Annotated in this window: 22 protein-coding genes; 9 read left to right on the forward strand and 13 right to left on the reverse strand. The window is 49.9% G+C overall.

Annotated elements, in window-relative coordinates; all coding sequences use genetic code 11:
- Positions 1 to 16 precede the first annotated feature (16 nt).
- Genes WDV75_RS18020 through WDV75_RS18055 form a run of 8 tightly spaced genes read left to right on the forward strand, consistent with a single transcriptional unit; the run spans position 17 to position 6654 of the window.
- Entirely contained in the window at positions 17 to 1426 is a 1410-nt protein-coding gene (locus WDV75_RS18020; protein WP_338860254.1) for a DNA circularization protein, read from the forward strand.
- Positions 1423 to 2529, forward strand: a complete 1107-nt coding sequence (locus tag WDV75_RS18025; protein WP_273572226.1) for a phage baseplate assembly protein — start codon at positions 1423 to 1425, stop codon at positions 2527 to 2529. Before WDV75_RS18020 ends, WDV75_RS18025 begins: the two co-directional genes overlap by 4 nt.
- A complete protein-coding gene (locus WDV75_RS18030; protein ID WP_273572228.1) occupies positions 2516 to 3100 on the forward strand; it encodes a phage baseplate assembly protein domain-containing protein in 585 nt (194 codons plus the stop codon). Before WDV75_RS18025 ends, WDV75_RS18030 begins: the two co-directional genes overlap by 14 nt.
- Positions 3097 to 3543: a phage GP46 family protein gene (locus tag WDV75_RS18035; RefSeq protein ID WP_273572230.1), complete on the forward strand. Its 447-nt coding sequence runs from the start codon at positions 3097 to 3099 to the stop codon at positions 3541 to 3543. The genes WDV75_RS18030 and WDV75_RS18035 overlap by 4 nt, the downstream gene beginning before the upstream one ends.
- Positions 3533 to 4672, forward strand: coding sequence for a baseplate J/gp47 family protein (locus tag WDV75_RS18040; protein ID WP_273572232.1), 1140 nt, complete (start codon positions 3533 to 3535; stop codon positions 4670 to 4672). Before WDV75_RS18035 ends, WDV75_RS18040 begins: the two co-directional genes overlap by 11 nt.
- The gene (locus WDV75_RS18045; protein ID WP_273572234.1) at positions 4669 to 5265 is read left to right on the forward strand and encodes a YmfQ family protein; all 597 of its coding nucleotides are present in this window, start codon (positions 4669 to 4671) and stop codon (positions 5263 to 5265) included. Before WDV75_RS18040 ends, WDV75_RS18045 begins: the two co-directional genes overlap by 4 nt.
- Positions 5266 to 5314: 49 nt before the next feature.
- Complete coding sequence (locus tag WDV75_RS18050) at positions 5315 to 6061, forward strand: tail fiber protein (RefSeq protein ID WP_338860256.1); 747 nt, start codon at positions 5315 to 5317, stop codon at positions 6059 to 6061.
- A complete protein-coding gene (locus tag WDV75_RS18055) occupies positions 6061 to 6654 on the forward strand; it encodes a tail fiber assembly protein (RefSeq protein ID WP_337927193.1) in 594 nt (197 codons plus the stop codon). Before WDV75_RS18050 ends, WDV75_RS18055 begins: the two co-directional genes overlap by 1 nt.
- A 27-nt stretch (positions 6655 to 6681) precedes the next feature.
- Here WDV75_RS18055 and WDV75_RS18060 read toward each other — a convergent pair whose 3' ends face one another.
- Positions 6682 to 7368, reverse strand: a complete 687-nt coding sequence (locus WDV75_RS18060) for a hypothetical protein (RefSeq protein ID WP_338860257.1) — start codon at positions 7366 to 7368, stop codon at positions 6682 to 6684.
- Positions 7369 to 8215: 847 nt separating this feature from the next.
- On the opposite strand from WDV75_RS18060, the gene WDV75_RS18065 reads away from it, so the two are divergent.
- On the forward strand, positions 8216 to 8722 hold the full coding sequence (locus WDV75_RS18065) for a zinc-ribbon domain-containing protein (RefSeq protein ID WP_273570615.1): 507 nt from the start codon (positions 8216 to 8218) through the stop codon (positions 8720 to 8722).
- A 534-nt stretch (positions 8723 to 9256) separates the two neighbouring features.
- Here WDV75_RS18065 and dinQ read toward each other — a convergent pair.
- The 12 genes from dinQ to WDV75_RS22205 form a co-directional block, all read right to left on the reverse strand.
- Complete coding sequence (dinQ, locus tag WDV75_RS22200; RefSeq protein WP_420497542.1) at positions 9257 to 9340, reverse strand: damage-inducible type I toxin DinQ; 84 nt, start codon at positions 9338 to 9340, stop codon at positions 9257 to 9259.
- Positions 9341 to 9822: 482 nt separating this feature from the next.
- Complete coding sequence (locus tag WDV75_RS18070) at positions 9823 to 11460, reverse strand: hypothetical protein (protein WP_273570613.1); 1638 nt, start codon at positions 11458 to 11460, stop codon at positions 9823 to 9825.
- Entirely contained in the window at positions 11457 to 11999 is a 543-nt protein-coding gene (locus WDV75_RS18075; RefSeq protein WP_273570611.1) for a hypothetical protein, read from the reverse strand. The genes WDV75_RS18070 and WDV75_RS18075 overlap by 4 nt, the downstream gene beginning before the upstream one ends.
- Positions 11971 to 12699 carry a hypothetical protein gene (locus WDV75_RS18080; RefSeq protein ID WP_273570609.1) on the reverse strand — a complete coding sequence of 243 codons (729 nt, stop codon included), beginning with the start codon at positions 12697 to 12699 and terminating at the stop codon, positions 11971 to 11973. The genes WDV75_RS18075 and WDV75_RS18080 overlap by 29 nt, the downstream gene beginning before the upstream one ends.
- On the reverse strand, positions 12699 to 13316 hold the full coding sequence (locus WDV75_RS18085) for a tail fiber assembly protein (RefSeq protein WP_273570607.1): 618 nt from the start codon (positions 13314 to 13316) through the stop codon (positions 12699 to 12701). The genes WDV75_RS18080 and WDV75_RS18085 overlap by 1 nt, the downstream gene beginning before the upstream one ends.
- Positions 13316 to 13978 carry a phage tail protein gene (locus WDV75_RS18090; RefSeq protein ID WP_273570605.1) on the reverse strand — a complete coding sequence of 221 codons (663 nt, stop codon included), beginning with the start codon at positions 13976 to 13978 and terminating at the stop codon, positions 13316 to 13318. The genes WDV75_RS18085 and WDV75_RS18090 overlap by 1 nt, the downstream gene beginning before the upstream one ends.
- Entirely contained in the window at positions 13975 to 15273 is a 1299-nt protein-coding gene (locus tag WDV75_RS18095; protein ID WP_273570603.1) for a phage tail protein, read from the reverse strand. The genes WDV75_RS18090 and WDV75_RS18095 overlap by 4 nt, the downstream gene beginning before the upstream one ends.
- A 13-nt stretch (positions 15274 to 15286) precedes the next feature.
- Positions 15287 to 15943, reverse strand: a complete 657-nt coding sequence (locus tag WDV75_RS18100; protein WP_273570601.1) for a phage tail protein — start codon at positions 15941 to 15943, stop codon at positions 15287 to 15289.
- Positions 15930 to 17120 (reverse strand): baseplate J/gp47 family protein, encoded by a 1191-nt coding sequence (locus tag WDV75_RS18105; RefSeq protein ID WP_273570600.1) that lies wholly within the window; start codon positions 17118 to 17120, stop codon positions 15930 to 15932. Before WDV75_RS18105 ends, WDV75_RS18100 begins: the two co-directional genes overlap by 14 nt.
- Positions 17110 to 17445, reverse strand: a complete 336-nt coding sequence (locus WDV75_RS18110; protein WP_273570599.1) for a DUF2590 family protein — start codon at positions 17443 to 17445, stop codon at positions 17110 to 17112. The genes WDV75_RS18105 and WDV75_RS18110 overlap by 11 nt, the downstream gene beginning before the upstream one ends.
- Positions 17438 to 19543: a phage tail tape measure protein gene (locus tag WDV75_RS18115; protein ID WP_273570598.1), complete on the reverse strand. Its 2106-nt coding sequence runs from the start codon at positions 19541 to 19543 to the stop codon at positions 17438 to 17440. Before WDV75_RS18115 ends, WDV75_RS18110 begins: the two co-directional genes overlap by 8 nt.
- A complete protein-coding gene (locus WDV75_RS22205) occupies positions 19540 to 19713 on the reverse strand; it encodes a DUF6890 family protein (protein ID WP_422399070.1) in 174 nt (57 codons plus the stop codon). Before WDV75_RS22205 ends, WDV75_RS18115 begins: the two co-directional genes overlap by 4 nt.
- Positions 19714 to 19730: the final 17 nt, after the last annotated feature.

Genomic DNA, 19730 nt, shown 5'->3' on the forward strand with positions numbered 1-19730 from the left:
TTTAAAGAGGGTTCATATGGCCTTTATTAACGATGCCATTTCCTCATTGCTGGGGGGTGGCAGCGATGCGTCATGGAACTGGGTTGAGCATTTGCGCCCAGCGTCATTTCGTGGTGTACCATTTGCCGTCGTTTCTGGTGAGAGTGTTTTTGGTCGGCGTCAGGCCGTGCATGAATACCCCTACCGCGATACAGCATGGATTGAAGATCTAGGTCGGGCAACCCGCCGAATTACACTGAGAGGTTTTATTATTCAGGATAGCGTGATCTATAACGCACCGGATGTCATTACCCAACGTAAAAATCTGGTCGCGGCCTGTGAGACGGGTTCAACAGGCACGTTGGTACATCCGACGCTGGGCGAACTGACGGTCAGTGTGACGGAGAGCGGGTTACGCATGACGGAGAGCGTGGAATCAGGGCGGGTATTTGAGTTCACGTTGACGGTAATTGAATCCGGCCTGAAAGTTTTCGCGGTCACCAATAGCTCTAAATCCGCGACCGCGGTCGGTCAGAACTGGCTACGAACGCACACCACGATGTTAGCAAAATACATCTCAATGGTGCGGGGTGAAATTCGCTCCGTGGTGCAGGGAATACGAATTATTAGACAGACTGCGGATCAATGGATAGGTATGGTCACCCGTTCGGTGAATGAGGTCACAAACCTGAGTGATATGCTGAAAACCACGTTCGGCAGTGAACGTTACGGACGCTATCAGCGTGGGAAAATTGGTGGCACGGTCTCAGGAGCAACGGGTATCCGGTCACAGGATGATAAACCGCATAATGACGCTGAGGTAGTAAAAAAAACCACAGCCAATGTGGTGATGGGGCGCAAGACCATTTCCGATAATATTGAGAAATTGACGACCGCATCGACTGTAGAGGCATTCAGCGAGGCGGCAGGCAATGTCGTGATGGCAATTATCCATTCGGCGGGCAGCATCGATGAGAAAGTGGCGATTTTTGAAAATCTGTCCGCATTTCAAAATACTCGTTACCAGAACGGTGCAGTTGATCGGCACGTTACCGAAATGACGGTTTTATTGTTGGTAGTGTTGTCCGCGGGCGCAATGGCACAGGTCGCCAGTGAATTTACCCCGGCAAATAATCAGGAGGCGCATGATTTGCTGACGCGTGTGTGTCAGGCGCTGGATACCGCGCTGGTAATGGCCGGTGATTTGGGGGTAGACGAAATTTACGATTCTCTGCTGTCATTGCGGGATGAGTTTATCACCAGTGCCACACTGAAAGGCGCAGAGGCCGGCCGGTTAGCTCAATTCGAATTACCCACTACATTACCTGCACTGAATGTGGCCAACCGGATTTATCAGGATGCCGCTCGCAGTGATGAACTGGTTCAGGCTGCCAATCCTCGTCATCCGGCATTTATGCCAACGCGATTCAGGGCATTGAGACAATGAAAAAATCAGATGAATTGTCACTGGTGATAAACGGCAAACGTATTTATGGCTGGGACAGTGTGCGTGTGACGCGAGGTATTGAACGGTTGCCGTCCGATTTTGAACTGATGTTGATGGACTATTATCCGGGTAGCAGTGAAAAACAACTGGTCGAGGCTGGACAATCCTGTCAGGTATTGCTAGGCGATGACCCTGTGATTACGGGGTATATCGATATCTGGAACGCGTCCATAAACAAAAATAGTCATCAAATACGGGTGACCGGTCGCAGTAAATGTCAGGATTTGGTCGATTGCTCAGCCAAATGGCCGCAAAACGTCATTACCTCAGCGACGGCGCTACAAATCGCCCAGAAACTGGCGAAATGGTACGGCATTGAGGTGACCTCCGACGTGACTGATATGAAATCCGTGCCGCAATTTACCCTGAATTGGGGGGAGTCCTCGCAGGAAATCATTGATCGCATCACACGCTGGTCAGCTCTGCTCTATTACGACACGCCGGACGGTAATTTATTTTTGACTCGTGTCAGTGACAAATTGGCGGCCAGTGGTGTGGCACAGGGGAAAAATATCGAGCTGGCCGATTACCAATCCTCCATGAATGAACGATTCTCAGAGTACAGCGGCCTGTCAATGAATGTCAGCGGACTGAGTGAATTATCAGCCGGAAGAGGTTACGACGTGGTGACCATTGCCACGGCGAAAGATCCGGAAGCCGAAAAAATGCGTTATCGCAATTACGTCACCATTATCGAAAGCACACTGCATACATGGGGAAAGGAGCAGGACTCGATTAATTGGGAAATGAACCGCCGCTACGGGCGCTCTAAGGTCCTCAAAGTGCTGGTTGACAGTTGGCGGGATGTTGGCGGAACGTTGTGGACACCCAACACCCTGATACCGATACATTTACCCGTGTTTGGGCTGGAATCTGAACAGTGGCTGTTATCTGAAGTGTCGTATGTTCGTAATAAAGACGACGGCACGCGGGCAGAACTCACATTAATGCCCCCTGCGGCATTTACCGTACAACCGTATGAGTTCTATAGCGCCATTATGGAAACTCGAAACGGAGGATATAACCCAAATGGAAATCACTAAAAATTTATATCGACGGGCCATGATGATGCTCGGTTTAGGCAGGGTAACGACGTGTAACGATACAGGCGTTATCCAGCAGGTACAGTATCAGACTGCGATGGAGGTTCGGGATAATACCAAACGCGTCGCCGAGTTTGGATTCTCGTCAGGATTGCCCGCCAATACTGATGTGGTGCTGGCGTTCCTAGGGGGAGATCGCTCCAATGCCGTGGTGATTGGCAGTAATCATCAACACTATCGGCACAGGGGATTAAATCCCGGTGAAGTCGTGGTTTATAACCAGTGGGGTTTGCATATCCTGCTGACTGAATCGGGGATTACGGTGGAGGCTCAGGGACAGCCTGTTACAGTCAATAATGCCGCTCAGGTAACGGTTAATGCCTCAACGGAGGTTTTGCTGAATACACCCGTGTTACGAGTTTCTGGTGATATTATTGATAACTGTAACAGCAACAAAACCACGATGAAACAGCTACGGGATTCATATAACAGACATACCCATCCGGTTTCCGGTGTGAAATCAGGCGGTTCTACCGTGACCAGCCAGGTTACAGGAGAGACTGTCAAATGAGTGACATAACATCATGGTGGGATGTGAAAAATATCCATGCTGACTGGTCGATTGGGCGCGGGGATTTGATGACCGGAAACGACCTGCAAACCGCCATTATTATCAGTTTATTTACGGACCGACAGGCGCGGGCGGATGATGAAATTGACGGCACAGATCGGCGTGGTTGGTGGGGTGATAGTGAGTCCGATTATCAGATAGGGTCACGGTTGTGGCTGCTCCATCGGCAAAAATTAACCACTGCTGTAGCGTTGGCCGCCGAGGACTATGCACGGGAGGCGCTGCAATGGATGCTGGACGATGGTGTCGCAGCCTCTATTGATATCCGTACCCAGATTGTCTGGCCAAACCGGTTAAACATGATTATTCGTTATCAGCGTCCGGGGCGGGATAACGAGGATTTGCGTTTTTTTTGGGTCTGGGAGCGAGAAAATGCCGTTTAAACGAAAAACCCTCACCGAACTACGGGCACAGAACCGCAGTTATTTGCAGTCAGAATTGCAGGAGGCCGGACCGTTATTGCGTTTTTCCAATATGGGCGTACTGGCTGATATGGATGCGGGGATGGCTCATTTGCATTACGGCTATCTGGATTATATCGCCAAACAAACTACGCCGTTTACGTCCACGGATGAATGGCTGGCAGGCTGGGCGGCATTAAAAAAAATTTTCCGCAAACCGGCGATGGCAGCCGCGTGTGAACAGTATCAGTTCACGGGCGTAGCAGGCACCATTATTCCTGCTGGTACGATATTGAATCGAGGTGATGGTTACCAGTATAAAACACTCATTGAAACACGCATTGATGCCAGCGGACACGGCAATACCCGCCTGATTGCATTATTACCTGCGAGTACAGACGATGACGCCGGAGGCGGTGCAGCAGGCAATGCACCAGCTGGTACGGTATTAACATTGGATCAGAGTATTGCCGGTGTGGATGTGGAGGGGCGGGCAATTGTCGCAATAACCGGTGGGACTGATATTGAGCGTGAATCAGATTTTCGCTCCCGTATGCTCCTTGCCTATCAGGGTTCACCGCAGGGCGGTTCTGATGACGATTATAAACAGTGGGCGCTGGCTGTATCAGGAATTACCCGTGCATGGGTCAGACCCAGAGCGGCGGGCGCTGGGACGGTCGGTATTTACATTATGTGCGACAACAACGGACAGGGTGGTTTTCCCATCGGGACGGATGGGGTTTCATCTCACGAGTCATACGCTGTTCATGCCACAGGGGATCAGTTGCGTGTCGCTGATTACATCTATCGGTTACGGCCAACTACCGCATTAGTTTGGGCGTTATCACCAATAAAACGCACCATCAATTTTACCATTAATGGTATTGCGCATGTTGGAACGGACGTAACGGGTAAAATTGCGGCGGCAATTGATAATGTGCTGTTTGAACATGGCAATCCTGATGGAACAGGACGGATATTCATATCCGATTTGCAATACGCCATTGCGGATGTGCCAGGAACAGCAGGTTTTGTCATCACATCACCAGCAACCAATATTGAATTATCAGTAGGGCATTTGCCGATTAGAGGTGAGGTGCGATACACGTGAAACAATACAGTGTGAATAATTATACCGTTGCGCTGAATGGGTTATTACCAACAGGCATGGCATGGACGCGTCAGCCAAAATCGATAATGCGTGTGGTTATTCGGGCTATGGCGCGTAGTTATCAGCGGAGTGATCAGGACAGCCATTTGTTGTTAGAGGGCAGTTTCCCTGCGACGGCGACCATTATGTTACCAGAATGGGAAAAATCTCTGGGGCTGCCTGATGACTGCGCGATTGGGGAAATTGACAGTATTTCATTGCGGCAAAAATCCGTTGTTTCTAAATTGCTGCGAACGGGCGGCCAGTCGAATGAGTATTTTATTGGTTTAGCGGCTGAGCTGGGATTTAAAATAACGATCACCGAATTTAGGCAGGCGCGCGCGGGCATGTCCGCATGTGGGGCGGCGATTAATGGCGATGACTGGCCGTTTGTCTGGCGTATTAATGCGCCGACAACAACGATTAATTACGCCGTTGCAGGTGGGAGTTATTGCGGTGACCCATTGCGTTCGTGGGGAAATAAAAAACTCGAATGCCAATTCCGAAAAATTAGTCCATCTCATACCATTCTACAATTTGGTTATAACCATTAATTAATAATCAATTCAATTTATTATCACCTTAACTGAGTGAGGATTTTCTATGCAAAAAATAGGTGACGTGACAAACACCGCTGACAGCAATGGTGAATTCACGAATGGGAACGTGGCTGCAGGTGTGCCACCGACGTTGTTAGAGGCGCAGTGGTTTAATAGCGTCCAGCGAGAAATCATTAATGCATTGGCAGCGGCTGGAATACAACCAAATAAAAATAATGATGCGCAATTATCTGAGGCAATTAGGAAATTAATTTCCAGTGGAGCGCTCGAAAAATCCCGTAACGGCGCAGATATCCCCAACAAATCTGAGTTTGTGAAAAACCTCGGTTTAACGGCAGGCTCGGCATTACCGGTTGGAGTCCCCATTCCATGGCCATTAGAAACCCCGCCTGCTGGGTGGATGAAATGTAATGGTGCGACGTTTACCGCTGCTCAATATCCCGAACTGGCGCGTGTATACCCCTCACTGAGATTACCGGATTTGCGTGGGGAATTTATTCGTGGGTGGGATGACGGACGCGGGATAGATGACGGACGCGAACTACTGAGCTGGCAGGATGATAGTTTTCGCGCACATGATCATGGAATCACCGCGTTTGATGCCTGGAATCCCACGGTGTTGACACCCAATGACAGATTAGGGGACGCACTACTGTCAACCGACAACGCAATTGGACGTGGAGGTGATCAAAATGGAACCGTCAACAACAGATATCAAACTAGGAATGGGGGTGGAAATGAAACTCGTCCCCGTAACATTGCATTTAACTACATTGTGAGGGCTGTATAATGACGGCAAAATTAGACAAAAATCATATCGCCACTGTCGCAGGTAATATTACTGTTTATAATTATCACAGCGAAACGCGAGAATATAGTTCTGCATCTGTGGAGTTTTTACTCGTCGGTCTGGGGATTCCGGCTCACTCGTGTATTGATGCGCCGGGTGACCACAAACAGGGTTATGCCATTTGCCGAACGGCAGATTTGTCCGCGTGGGAGTACGTCGCAGATCACCGCGGCGAAACTGTTTACAGTATTGAAACAGGTGCCGCACAGGTGATTACAGCGCTCGGTGATTATCCGTCGAAAACAGCGCCGGAGGCACCCACAACACCATTTGACAAATGGAATGGCAAATGGTGGGTAACAGATATTCAGGCACAACGCCAGCATGAACAGCAACAGGCGGAATCCCGGAAACGGCACCTAATGACGCAGGCGGCAAATGCCATTGCCCCGCTGCAATACGCTGTCGATCTCCAGATGGCGACAGATACGGAACAGAGCAAACTGACAGAATGGAAACGGTACTGCGTTTTATTAAACCGCGTAGATTGTTCGACAGCACCAAACATTGACTGGCCTAAAGCGCCGGAGTAGCAATTAGGGGCTGCGTGCCCCTAAACACTATTTTGATTCAGCTAATTTCCGTTGCTGTTGATTCCAAATAGAATTTTCCGGCATTTGTACACGAACGGAAATAAATCTACCACTGGGAATATCAATTGGGTCGCCGTCGGCATAGCCCTCACGTACATTTCTGGCGAATGCGGGGGCATCTGCATGTTCACGGTGATAGGTCATCAATTTGATTGAACCGTCGGGTAACACGCGGTAATCGACCCAAATCAACGGTAATTTATTTTTGCACAGCGGTATCTCAACCCCACCATCGACTCCGCCCCATGCGGCATCGGCATTGAATCCCAGCACGTTTTTGATGAGATAAATACCCTCGGACAAACGCTCCACGATAGCACCTTCAGACTCGTTATTGGTTTCAAATTTACCCTCACGCCAAATTTTGATAATGGGCGAGGCTAATTTCAGGTAACCATCCCCGGTTATCCAGCAATTAGCGCCTAAAACGATGGCGGTTCCTTTGCCTTCCGGAAAGCGCACATCATGCCATTGGGAATTATTCCAAGTGTACGCTATGTGGGGACCGCCTTTTGTTGATTTCAATGCAATAGCTGCATTTCCCGACTGACAGTACACTTCGTTCGTCACAGTTAGACGATTATCTACTATTAACTCGCTCTGAATACTTTGTTGATTACCGTTAATCAGATCAGTTCGAATTACCTGGTCCATGAAATTTAGGTTGCTCACAAACACCGATTTATCGGTAATGTCCGCACCGTTAGCGTATTTGTTTAACGCGTTATATGCCCTATTAACAGTATCTTTTAACCCTATGTTATCAATAAATTTTGTTTTATCCTCAATATCTGCCCCATTCGCTTTTTTGGATAAGGCATTTTCCGCCAGTCGCTGGGTTCCCGCTAAACCGAGGTTTTATGAAATCCCACAATAGGCCGATTCGTGCATTAAAAACGGGTAACTGACTGTTGAACGCGTTGAAATTCAACAAATTATTAGTTCAATAAATGTGCAAAATGTGAGTTTGGAGGGATATGGAGGTGAATGGGGAAAATTTGGTCGGTTATTGGGTGGGATTTGGGGCAGGGGGTGAATAGCGATCATGATGGTTGAGGTCGGATTGCATAGGCTGGATGCTGCCAAATTAGGTGAGACGCATTTGGGACTCGAAAGTTTTTATAGGCATTCTATGTTTTTCTAACTTTTGCGAAATGGGACGTTGTGAGCGGCGGTTTTCGCTGTATCTAGTTGATTTAGATGATAGTTCTACGTTCTCATAATCGCTTGGTCGCTGGTTCAAGTCCAGCAGGGGCCACCAAATTTTAGCTGTAATATCAGCAAGTTAAGCCACTCTTAGACGAGTGGTTTTTTATTTCTGAAATAAAGTGGCTATGAAATGGCGATAGATATTTTTTTAGCATCCGGTGCCCCACTTCTTTTATTGCTCCCTAGCATGCTCACTTTACGTGCAGTCAGAATAAGCCAATCCTATATTGCTTTTCTTTAAAACTGAATTCGTTATCCTTAGCGCTTTTTAAAATATAAGGATGCTTAACACATGGCACTTAAGAAATGTAAGGAATGCGGAAAGGAAGTTTCTGCATCAGCAAAAACATGTCCACACTGTGGGGTTAAAGATCCCGGAATTGGAGCCAAAGAAAAGTTGGGTGGCTTTATTATCCTATTTCTTATTATCGGTGGGATTTGGTTTTATTTTTCAGGGGATGATGATTCTAATAGCAATGAGGCAACCTCAACGGCTAAAACTTGCGAGTCAACGGATGGTCAGTGTCTCTTTAATCAAAATTGGGCAGAAGCAGCGATGAACTGTAGAAAACCAATAGAGAAGTTAGCTAAATTCGATCACGAGTGGACAGATGGCGTTTTAACACCAATATTTACACATTTCGAACTTGATGCAACAAACAACCAAATGACCTTTATTGGCGATAAGGTTAAGTTCACCAATGGTTTTAATGCGAAAATCCCAATGATTTATAACTGCACAGTGAACTTAAAAACTCAAGAAATCCTAAATGTAAGTGTTGAGCAAGGAAAACTATAAATTTCAGTTTAGTTGCTCCCTTAAAGCCGCGCTCTGTCTCAGTTTTACAATTAAGCGCGGCTTTGTCTTGTGATCCAACAACCTCACGTAAAATAGAATTTTCCCTTTAATATCATTACATTGATATTTTCCCCGCGATCCGTTTTAGATCCAAAAACTGAAATTGCCTGAAAATCTTTTCACACCTTTCAGTTTGGGATTTTTTCCACGCCGCCAGTACTGGCGCGCTCTGGCGATTCGGTTTGCAGGATTTTCAAACTGAAAAAACTTTTTGATCCAAAACGTGCAGGCGGGTGCGGTGTAGTCCGTTTTACGTGGGGTTTACGTTTATTTCGTGGGGATTGCGCAGCGTGGGCGCTACGTAGGAACGCGATCCAAATTAATCGCAGAGAGTCAGTAGGTTTATGAGTGAGTGGCGCTGTGTGCGTTATACAAAGGATAATAATTTGATGAGTAGAGAAGATTAATTGTGCGCCAGCAATGTTAAAGGCCACCGGGCGGTTAACCCGATGGCCTTATCTACGTTTCCGCGACCTATTTCAAAAAGGTACGGATCAATTCTAAAAGCGCAACTAGCGCTTTTAGAACGATGATAGTGGTGTTAATAACCTCTTTCATCCGTTCGCTCCTATGAGCAGGAGCACGACTAAACCAGCCATTGCCTTTACATTGCCTGTCTGGTTGGTCATCGTAATTGTTAGTTTAGATGTGTCGCACTCTGGCCGAGGCACTGAAACCAACACCACTTGTATTTCAGCCAGGGCTTTTATCCATCCCGTAAAATTTACGAAATGTTGAATTCCTTTTCTAAATAAAATACGGCCACAGTGCTTATCCAGCTAACAAGCATAGATTATAGGTTTATTTCAGGATGATTCAATCAATTCAAGTGATAAGCAGATAAAAACAAAAAAACCAACTGGTGAGGTTGGTTTCTTTGTTTTTACCCTTGGTGCGGGGTAATTGTTTGTATGCTATACGAGATTGGTAGCCTCGGCTCTAGCGCGACACATCTAAACTAACATCTTCAGTCTAATACCTGTAGCATAAAATATCAACCTATGGTACAGCGCAGAGAATCTCACACAAATAAACGATATTCAGCCAATCACCGGCGAATACTTCTGTTTCAGCCCGTCCGATCTATAGGCCGTGTTCCTTATCGCACTGGCGTTCTCTGGTGTGCCGGTATTGTGATGGGTATGGGCGGCGGTCAGTTCGGCCAACTCCTTGACCACATCCAGTGTCTCTAACATCAACGTCATCACGTTAAGTTGTTGGCTGCCCACCCAAACCACCGGCGCCACGATCTCTTGTTTGACTCCGGCAATGCTTTGCTTAAGCATCCCGATTTTCTCAACCAGCTTTTGGCCAACCTCAATATTCGCGTCTTTCTCCACACTGGCAACCAGATTTGATGACGTTGCTATACAGTAATCCCCGTCCGCAATGTGCTGGACAGCGCCCGCCAGTAGTGTTGATGTGCCTAAAACTATCGTTTTATCGGTAGCCTGTAGGGTGGTTTCCCGTGCGACCACGGTACGGGTTTCTGTATCGGCCTTAACTTCGCGGTGCATAGACGATTCATTAATGGTCTGGTCGGTCTGCCTGATCCAACTGCCTTCCTGTGTGACCCGTTGTGACACTTCCGCCCGCTGCTGCTGCAATTGTTCACCCGGCTTAATATCGGGCAGCGTGTTGCCCTGGCTTAAGGTCTGGCGGATAAAGGGCTTGTCAGGTCGGCCGCCCTCGAAAGCAATCTCAACCACGGTGCCAACGGGCGGATACTGGAACATGCCCGATTCAGCGCCTGCCATCGGTAACGGTAACGGGACAGCACGGTAAACCGGCGCGGCGGCGTCTTTGCCGTCCGATTCCAGCAATTGCACATCAACCGCATAGCGTGGCCGGAAGGGATCGGCCATATCGCCGCTGGCCGTGTTTTCGGTGTGAGCTTCAATGCGGGCAAATTTAGGCAGGTGCGTGCCCGCCGATAATTCGGGGTAAGCGGCATCAACCTGGCGCTGGGCGGGGGTTTTATCCGCGGGCTTCCCGTTGGGCAACCACGTGAGGGTCATATTTTCGTTGTTCAGGTTGACCTTGCAAAGCCGCTGCTGATTGACCATAAAACCGGGGCGCAAGGATTGGATCATCGGTATGGTCATGGCATTACCTGCCGACTGGCTCTGGCTAAATTCATTGGGGATCTCGACGCCCTTGCCCTGAAACATCGCATGCGCCCAACTGCCCAGATAGACCGAACCATCCGGCAATTGGTGCCAGACATAATCGTCAATGGCAAAGATCTGCCCCAGATTTGCCAATAGCTGGTAGCCTGTGCCGTGATGGGTATAGTGCGGGATGGGTTTATCGGTATAGGGCGCATCCGGTAGGGTGAACGTCAGGCCGCTGTGCTCTTGCAACCAGTCTACTATCTGGCGCAAGGTCGGGTGCTGAAACGAGCACGGCCACGCTTTATCAAACACACCGACCAGCTCACGCACAAACAAGCGTTGATAACCGTTCTGGGCGGGCTGTGAACGTTCCACATAGCCCGTAAACCAGCGCAGTACCAAATCGGTATAGCCCACATCAAGGCGCACCAGTTTTCCGGTGTAATCGGTCGTGGTTTCCGCCGTGATAAACCCGCGGCCACAGGATGAAAGTTCCAGCATAATATTGACGTCAACCAAATGGATCTCATCACCGGACAGGTAAAGTCGGTTAATCGGTTTCATGATGATGCAGGCCCTATTAAATCGTCATTTATCGGCTTCAAAATCTCGCGTTCAAACCAGTTTAATTTTTCCGGTTCTTCCTTGGCGGCTCCGCTTCCCTGTCTGGTCTGCTTTTTAGCCTGAATATTGCCAGTTGCACGGGCATCGCGTTTTTCCGCGACCGATAAGTGCTCCCGTAAAGTAAAGGTCACCTGCCAGGCCTGCTTACCGTCTACCTTGCTGGCATCAATCGTGCTGGTAAATGTGCCGATACGAAAGTTAATGGCCTGTGCGGTGAGATTTGCGACCCGGTAGCGTTTCAGGTTGCCGTCCTCTTTGGCTTCCGCCAGTGCAAACAGGCGCGACAGGGTTTTCTGTTCGGTAAAGGGAATAATGCCCGTGATACGCAGCTCTTTCGGCTTAATGCCCTGTTCGGCCACCGCCGTACTGGAAGACTGCCCGCTTTGGTCGGTATCCTGAAACATCATGGAGGGGGTGACAGTGAGACTTTTTAAGGGGATCGCCTCGCCATCAAGGGCGAGGGTGATAATCTGGCTCATGGTGTAGCATCCTTTCTAATGGGTGAAGATCCTCTCCGGCAAATAACGTTGCCAGGGTATAAACAGCATCGGGTTCGGGAATGTTCTGTCGCAGTTTCTCCGCGATGTGTGTGGCGTTCCCTTTCCCTGAGAACGCCCAGACCGTGGCAGATTTTCCCGCCAACCCACTCATGGCATCGGTGACTTGCTGCAACGCAGCTTGTCGGGCAGTGGTAAACGCGGTTAATTGTGATTTTAACCCCGCAATACTGCTGCCTGCACTGGCCTGCGCTTTGGCCTGTCCGATCAATTGCGCATTGACGGCCAAACGGCTGGTTGCGGTTGACAGCGGCTGCGGCAATGGCAACCCGCCGCCCTGCTTGCCCGGCAATTGCATCTTGGTGATGGCAAGGCTTTCTGCGGTTTTCGCCATACGCCTGACCTGTGCCAGCACCGGAAGCGGCAATACCGATGCAAACTGCGTCAGGTGTTGCATAAATTCATCGTGGGTTTTGGCGCAGATCATCAGCACCAGGCTATGGATATTGCCCGCGCCCGTGAGTTTATTCGACAGCGTATCAATGGCGTTCGCCGGGCTTAAATAACTGCCGCTGTCGGTTTGTTGCCCGATGCCGTAGACAAAGGGGTGAACGGGAACAATAGCAGCGGATATCCCCGATAAGTTCGGGGATAGTTGCATCCTCTTACGCTGCCAGCGCATTATTCGGGTTGCTCCGGCCAATCGATATCGGGAATAACAAATAAATCAATATCCGTTAATTTAACACTGTAGATTTCCCATTCCTGCAATAAAGTCATATCCTGCTTTGTCGCCATTCCCAATCGTTTTCTACGCTCCAATTGCCTGATACGATCTTCTGCATGATGCAACAAAGCTTGTCGATGTTCTTCTGCTTGCCGGGTCTGGTATTGATTCCGGGCAATAGTATCCGTGTTCCACTGCTTCCCATCCCAGACATCAAAGTCGGTGACGGGTTTCAGTAATGTGATTTCAGGGGGTAACTCTCCAAGCTGCTGTATCTGCCGCGGTTCCCTGCTCTGTGTATGATACCCCGTCTTTCCTCTGTGGTCCGCAACTTGCACCCACGACTGACCGTCTAGACTACGGCAAATAGCAATATCATCAGACTCAGGCAATTCAGGCTCGTCCAGATATGCCCCTGCTGCCACACTGACCCCAATGAATGTGCGTTCCATGTCAACACCCAGATATTCGCCGGTATCTTTGTGTGCCCGATATACCTTCACCCAGCCATTGACTGTGGCAAACCCTGCATCATCAAAGGTAGCCGGAATTATTTCAGTTATGTATTTCATTATGCTGCCCTCACGATGTATAAAAATGCCATGTTACGCGGACGGGTTTCTGTCGCCGTCCTGACCACGCGAGCCGCATCAAATAGCCAATCACCATTTCCTGCCACCGTGTTACCCGTGTGCCCCGCTACGGTTTCATTATGAAACACCGCTTTAAATACCCCACTCGCACGCGCCATTTCTATGCCTTTCCCCATCCCGATTGACCCAGTAATATTTTGTAAGGCATCTTCCTGCCATGACAAAATCTGACGGCCTTTATCGATGCCGCGGCTGGCATCCCATCCTCGGATAAACTCGCCCCGTAAATCAGGCAGAGTACCGGACGGGTAAATCAGGGCTAACCGCGGGTAGCGCTGGGTGTTGAATGTATTCCCATCACATATCACGTATCCCTCCGGAGGCGTGTCCAGCGGCCAGGGGATCGGTGAACCCACCGGAATATTGTCGCGACTCACATCGGGATAAACGATTTGCCAGTCTTCCCAGTTCCCCCCCCAATCCCATGACTGGCGGATGGCAATTTGCCCCCGATTAGTGGTATAGCGCTGAAAAATTGCTTCGCCGACACACTGTACCTCCAAAATACCAAACCCATAAAAAGGCGTATCGAGCGAAATCTTCGGCAAATCGGCCACAGACGATGGATTAGGAATATTCACCTGATAAAAACCTGATGACATATAGTGTTGTAATTTAGTGTTGCCTCTAATAATACCCTGCCCAGTCGCACTAATGGCTCCGACATCCGTCGCGGTGGGGGATGTTTTTTACTGTAAACTGCCGCCCAGTCCCCATTGTCAAAGCGCTCATACAAATCGTCACCGACTAACCATCCAGCAGCATTAACATTACCGTTAATTTCGCCCCCTGTTTGCGGGTACGCCCCAATATTTCTTGCAAATAAAGCCTTATCGAAAATATCTGAACCATTCTTTGATTTTTCGAGTCGATTATTCACGTTGTTATTAACAGCATTGATTGCTGCATTTAATACTGAATTCGTTGCATAATCGCCTTTCCCCTGTTTTTCATTCAAGCCACTAAATAGGGCTACTTTCGTTGCATAACCTTGTTTAACGCTGTCAAGCTCGCTATTCAGCACGACAATATTTCGCGCATTCAATGACCCCGTAGGCCGTAAATCAATGACATTCCCATCACTATCAATCTGCGCCACCGCAAACACATAATGCGGATAGCCCGCTGCATCGATATCGTTTTTCAGCTCATTAGCTACCGTAATCTTCACGACCGTTTGCCACTGACTCACCAGATTGCCCTGATAGCTAAAATCCGCATACACACGGGTATTACGTTGGCTGTTTAACGTCTGGTCAAACTCCAGCATTCCACGCAGCCCGCCAACATAGGCCAGCCCTTTTTTCACGGTGTACTGTTCGCCCTGACGCACCACAGCAAAGCCATCACCAAAGAACGCCGCTTCGCCGTAGCTGTCGGTATTGATCAAACGCTGCATTTCGTCAATGCCCGTCAAACGCGCGGTAAAATCAATCTGCCAGGTTTCCGCCGTGGTGGTGATAGCGGTCTCTTTAGCCGCACCGTCAAATTCCAACAAAAAAGAGCGAGTCAGCACATTGCCCTGCAAGCCATTGGCGGTCTTGATTTTCTTCTGCGTCGGCGCATGGGTGATCATCCCCATCACACCGGAAGCCTTATTTATCAAGCCAATCCAGTTAAAATCAAAATTGCCCGCTTCCGTGCCCAGCGTGACGCTGTAAGCGACGGCATTCTCACTGGCAAGCCCCGTTTTATTGACCGCCTGACGGTGTACGATATGGCTTTGGGCAGGCAATTTCTCATTACGGCTGATGGGTTGAGTGGGATCTAAATCCGGCACATAAGCAAAGACAAACTCGTCCAGTACCACGGGATTTCCTGCGGCGACTTGCTGTGCTTTCCAGTTTTCAAAGTCCAGGGTAATCACTGAGGACATCTTTTTTATTTCCTTATAATGAGGCACCGTAGGTGACGTTCGGTGCATGGCTTTCCTTGAGGCGGGCACTGTCACAGACGGCAACACCTGCGATATGCCCTACTTTTATTAATAATGGCGGGGTCGGGATGGCCGCGGCATAAGTGCAATAGTCTGCACCCACGCTCCCCACTCGCATCAACAACTGATTTTTCGCTATCACTTCAAAACGGTAGCGACGACAAGTGCGCCCGTACTGGCGGATAATATTCATCAGCAAATCGGGGTTAGCCGCTATCTGACCGTCACTGAGACGCAAAATAATCACATCCCAGTCAATGCCCGGCTGGCGTTCCAGCAACTCCACATAACCCACGCCGAGGCGTTCAAAAATGGCAATAAATCCGGCAATGCTGCCGGCATCTTTGGCATTGATAAAGGCGTACTTCACCCGCTTACGGAACAGCGGCAGCGGTTCACCGTTAAAACGCCGGATATCCCGCTGATACGCCAGCATCGACAACAGCGCTTCTGAGCAGGTTTCCGCGTCCAGTTGGGCAAGCGGCCATGTCAGCCAGCCATAAACCTGTGTCCAGAATGCCCGCGCCGCGCCCAATAATTTGGCGGGTTCGCCCTTATCCATCCAGGAGGGCAGAGCCAGCCGTTTGAGGCGTTCCTTAAACGCCGCCATTTTTCACCTCCACAGACAACGATTGCAGCCGGGGCACACTCAGATCACTGAGAATGTCACCCAATGAAAAGGCCAGGGATTCAATCTCAGTGAATTCACGGTGTAGCTCACGCCCCAGATTTGAAAAAGAAAAGCGTGAGTACGGCCACGTTTTTTTAACCTGATAGTCCGTATTTTCCCGAAAGGCGCAGCGGATCAGGTTGCTGACATCCGTTTTGAGTGTCGCTATCTGTTCCTGGCTGTAGTTCGCCCTGTTCGCCACAAACAGCGTCACGGTTAGCGCGTGATAGGTTTCCGGCATGGGCAGGCACTGCATATCATCGCCATGCCCGTGATGCCCCTGATTGGTGATATAATCGTTAACCGCCTCAATAAACGGCTGGCTAATTACCCCTGAATCCAGCAACAGATACGCATTGGCGGTGCCTGCCCCACGGGGCGCATCATGCAGAAAGAAGATGCGATCAATACTCAATCCCGCAACGGCGGCAATCATACCGCGGTAAACCGCATCGGTATGATAGTTCCCCACCAGGTTATATTGGTTGCGGCAACGGTCACGTAAATCATCATCGGATTCCGCATCCGCGCCGGGGGTTAACAGCCAGCCTTCTTCATTCTGCACCCGCGCAATCCCGGAAACGGCCACAGGCAAAATGCGAAAATAACCGGGTGCCAGATTGAATGCGCCGCCTGCCACTTCGGCCGTTACAGGCAACAAAGCACTGCTGACCCCTTCGGCCATCACGACACTTTCTGTGGTGCTGACCCGATAGATCTCGCCATTAATGCGCTCAGTCTGGATCACCGTTCCGGCGGGCACGGTCACCGCCGAAGCACCCGCCGATTTGTAAAAACGGATCACGCCCAGGGCTGCCGATGCGGGCTTGCGTTTTAGGTTAACGCCCCACGCGAACATATCCAGCCATGTGCCCGACGCGGTGGCCAGATACATGTTTTTCAGTGTGACCTGAATCAATGCCTCTTTGAGCCACAACACAGGGCGCGTCACTATCGTGTTAATCAGCCGCCAGAACGGGGACATGCGCGAGGTGTTGGTCACCAAACCCGTGTCATCTACAACCCGGGCAAACGCGGCGGTGATTTCGGTTTCCGTGGTCGGCATCCCGCTGTCACGCAAGATCTTCTCATAATCTATCGTCGGTTTAGTGTCCATGCCCCACACTCACACTCAGGCGGCCAAAATCATAGGTTTCCGCCGTGATCCACAATTTAGTCGGCGACTCTTCGTTAATGATGACCGTGCCCGGCATAATCCGCTCGTCGTCTTCGACCAAAATTTCTATCTGGGTACGGATATCCGCCCGCAGGGTTGGGCTGCGCTCTGCCACCAATTCCGTGGCCAGGCCACTTTCCAGAATGGCATGCACACAATCCTGACCGACTGATACGCGGTTATGGCAAAATTGCGGCTCGTTGCCTGAATTGAGCGTGAAATTACCGCCCGTGATCAACAGATCAATGTATTTCGGCTCATCCATAAGCCACCTGTTCCCACTCCGTAAGTTGTGCCGGTGTGACGTTACCCTTAACATTCAGCGTCACATTTTCAATCCGGCGACTGTTATCCGTGATGGTCTGTGAATTCGTTGTTACCGCTTTCATCAGACCTTGCTTGCCAATGCCTTGCTTTTTCCCGCCCGTTAATACACCCTCGGTTTCGGGCGGCCGAATGGCTTTCACTGGCTGAGGCATTGCTTGAGGCTGTCCCTGCAAAATCCCATTGGGTGGGGCTATCAGTTTCTGGGTATTTTCCCCGATGCCCTGCACTGGAGCCGCCGCTTTTCCTGTCGGTTCAGTGACCGTCTTCTCAATGGCCTGGGTTTCAATATTGATGCCCGGAATGTAGTTCAACTTGTCGATAATCCAATTATAGGCTTCGCCAAATGATCCTTTTAGCCAGTCCCATAAGCCACTAAAGAGATTGCTGACACTGTCCACCATGCCGGAAAAGGTATCGGCCAATGAAAAATTGCTGAACCAGTTGCACAGGTTATCCCATGCTTCGCCAATCCAGGCAAAAACCTGACCAAAGATCTCCCCGACCCATTGCACATAAGCTGCGACCACCTTAAACGCTGTTGTGTTCATGATGGCCGCCTTGATGGTATCCCAATGCTTAATCAACAGGTAAATGCCGACAGCCAGCAACGCGATAGCGGCAATAATCAGTAAGATCGGCCACGTCATAAAACTGAAAGAGATCCCCGCCGAAAAAGCCGCAATCCTGACAGCCAACAATACGCCCCGCAAAACCCGTAATGTAGTATTCCATGCAATAATAGCGGCGTTATAGAGCCACACCGACGCCGTGCCCAGTTTCATCACCAGTGTACAGGCCGCCCAAATTCCCTTAAGGCCAACCCAAATAAACTTAGACACGCCCATTACAATATTGGCCGCTGCCCCCGCCGCGGCAAAACTCAGTATGCCGACCGAAATATACCCGATCCAGCGGGCGATATTGGGAAACAGTTTCAGCCAGCGCACCAGTAATTGACTGGTATTCGCCATCCGGTTTACCAGTGACGCAACCGCAGGCAGCAGCGTTGAACCCACCGCAATGCGGATATTTTGCCAGATGACTTGCAGTCGTTCCCACGGGTTCGCCATCCGTTCGGCCATCTCCTGCGTGCGCTTCATACCATCATTCGCGCCCAGTGCCGTCATGTTCTTGCGCAGCACATCAACATTGCCGTAAAGCTGTTTGACCACCACGGCAGAATCCCCGAACGCGGCTTCAATTTCGGCTTGTGCTTTCAGGTTGCCTTCAATGCTTTTGCCGTATTTGGCCTGTAGTTTTTCCAGCATTTCCGGCATCGACAGCAATTTCCCGGAGGCGTTGGTAAAACTTAACCCCAGTTTCTTGCCGCTGGCTTCTGCATTGGTGATAAACGACTCATACGCGCCGCTGGCTTCACTGCCCAAGGAACGCTGTAATTCCCCCAATACGGCCAACTGTTCATCAATGCCGACCCCAAACTGAGTCCCGGCCGCGCGTGCCCCTTCCATCTGATCCGCAATGTCGGTCATGGACATGCCGAACGTTTTTGACATCACCACCGCCTTGCCGGCCAGTTCCTCAGCAAACTGGAGGTGCCCCACCGCGTTGGCCTGGCTGGCGAACTGCGCAAACATTTTCCCCATATAACTGGCGGTGTCGCTGGCACTGGATTTCAGGGCGGCGGCGGTCGTGTTGGCAATCTGGGTCATCTGGGGCAGATCACTTTGGGACAACACGCCGATCGCTTTGCTGATTTCCGATGTTGACTGCACAAACTCAATGGACGATTTGCCATACTGGGAACTAAACGTCATGGCATCTTTAGCGACTTTCTCCATCACGCTGCTGTCAATGCCCTGCAAAGACGCTGATTTCAACGCCTCGTCCATTTCAATGGCCGGATCAAGAAATCCCTTGACAGACCAGAACGAGGCGGCCAATCCCGCCCCGCCCACGGCCAATTTTCCAAAGGCATCCTGCGACGACTGGGCAAACCCGGACACCGCCGCCTGGGCTTTTGCCAGCGGTTGTGTGATCTTATCAATCAGGCTTAAGGTAAAATCTAACCCACTCATGGTTCACCCTTGAACGCCAATGCAATGCCATTTGCCGTCGCAATACGCATATTTTCCCAATAACGATTATCCAGCCAAATAGCCCGGGCTAAATTGTCCGTATTATCTTTTTCATTCGGTAAATAATGACGGCGTAATATTAAAGCCTGCTCAAATAAACTCTGGTCAATGGCCTTAACCCGTGTAT

The sequence above is a fragment of the Xenorhabdus griffiniae genome, assembly GCF_037265215.1.
Classification (GTDB): domain Bacteria; phylum Pseudomonadota; class Gammaproteobacteria; order Enterobacterales; family Enterobacteriaceae; genus Xenorhabdus; species Xenorhabdus griffiniae.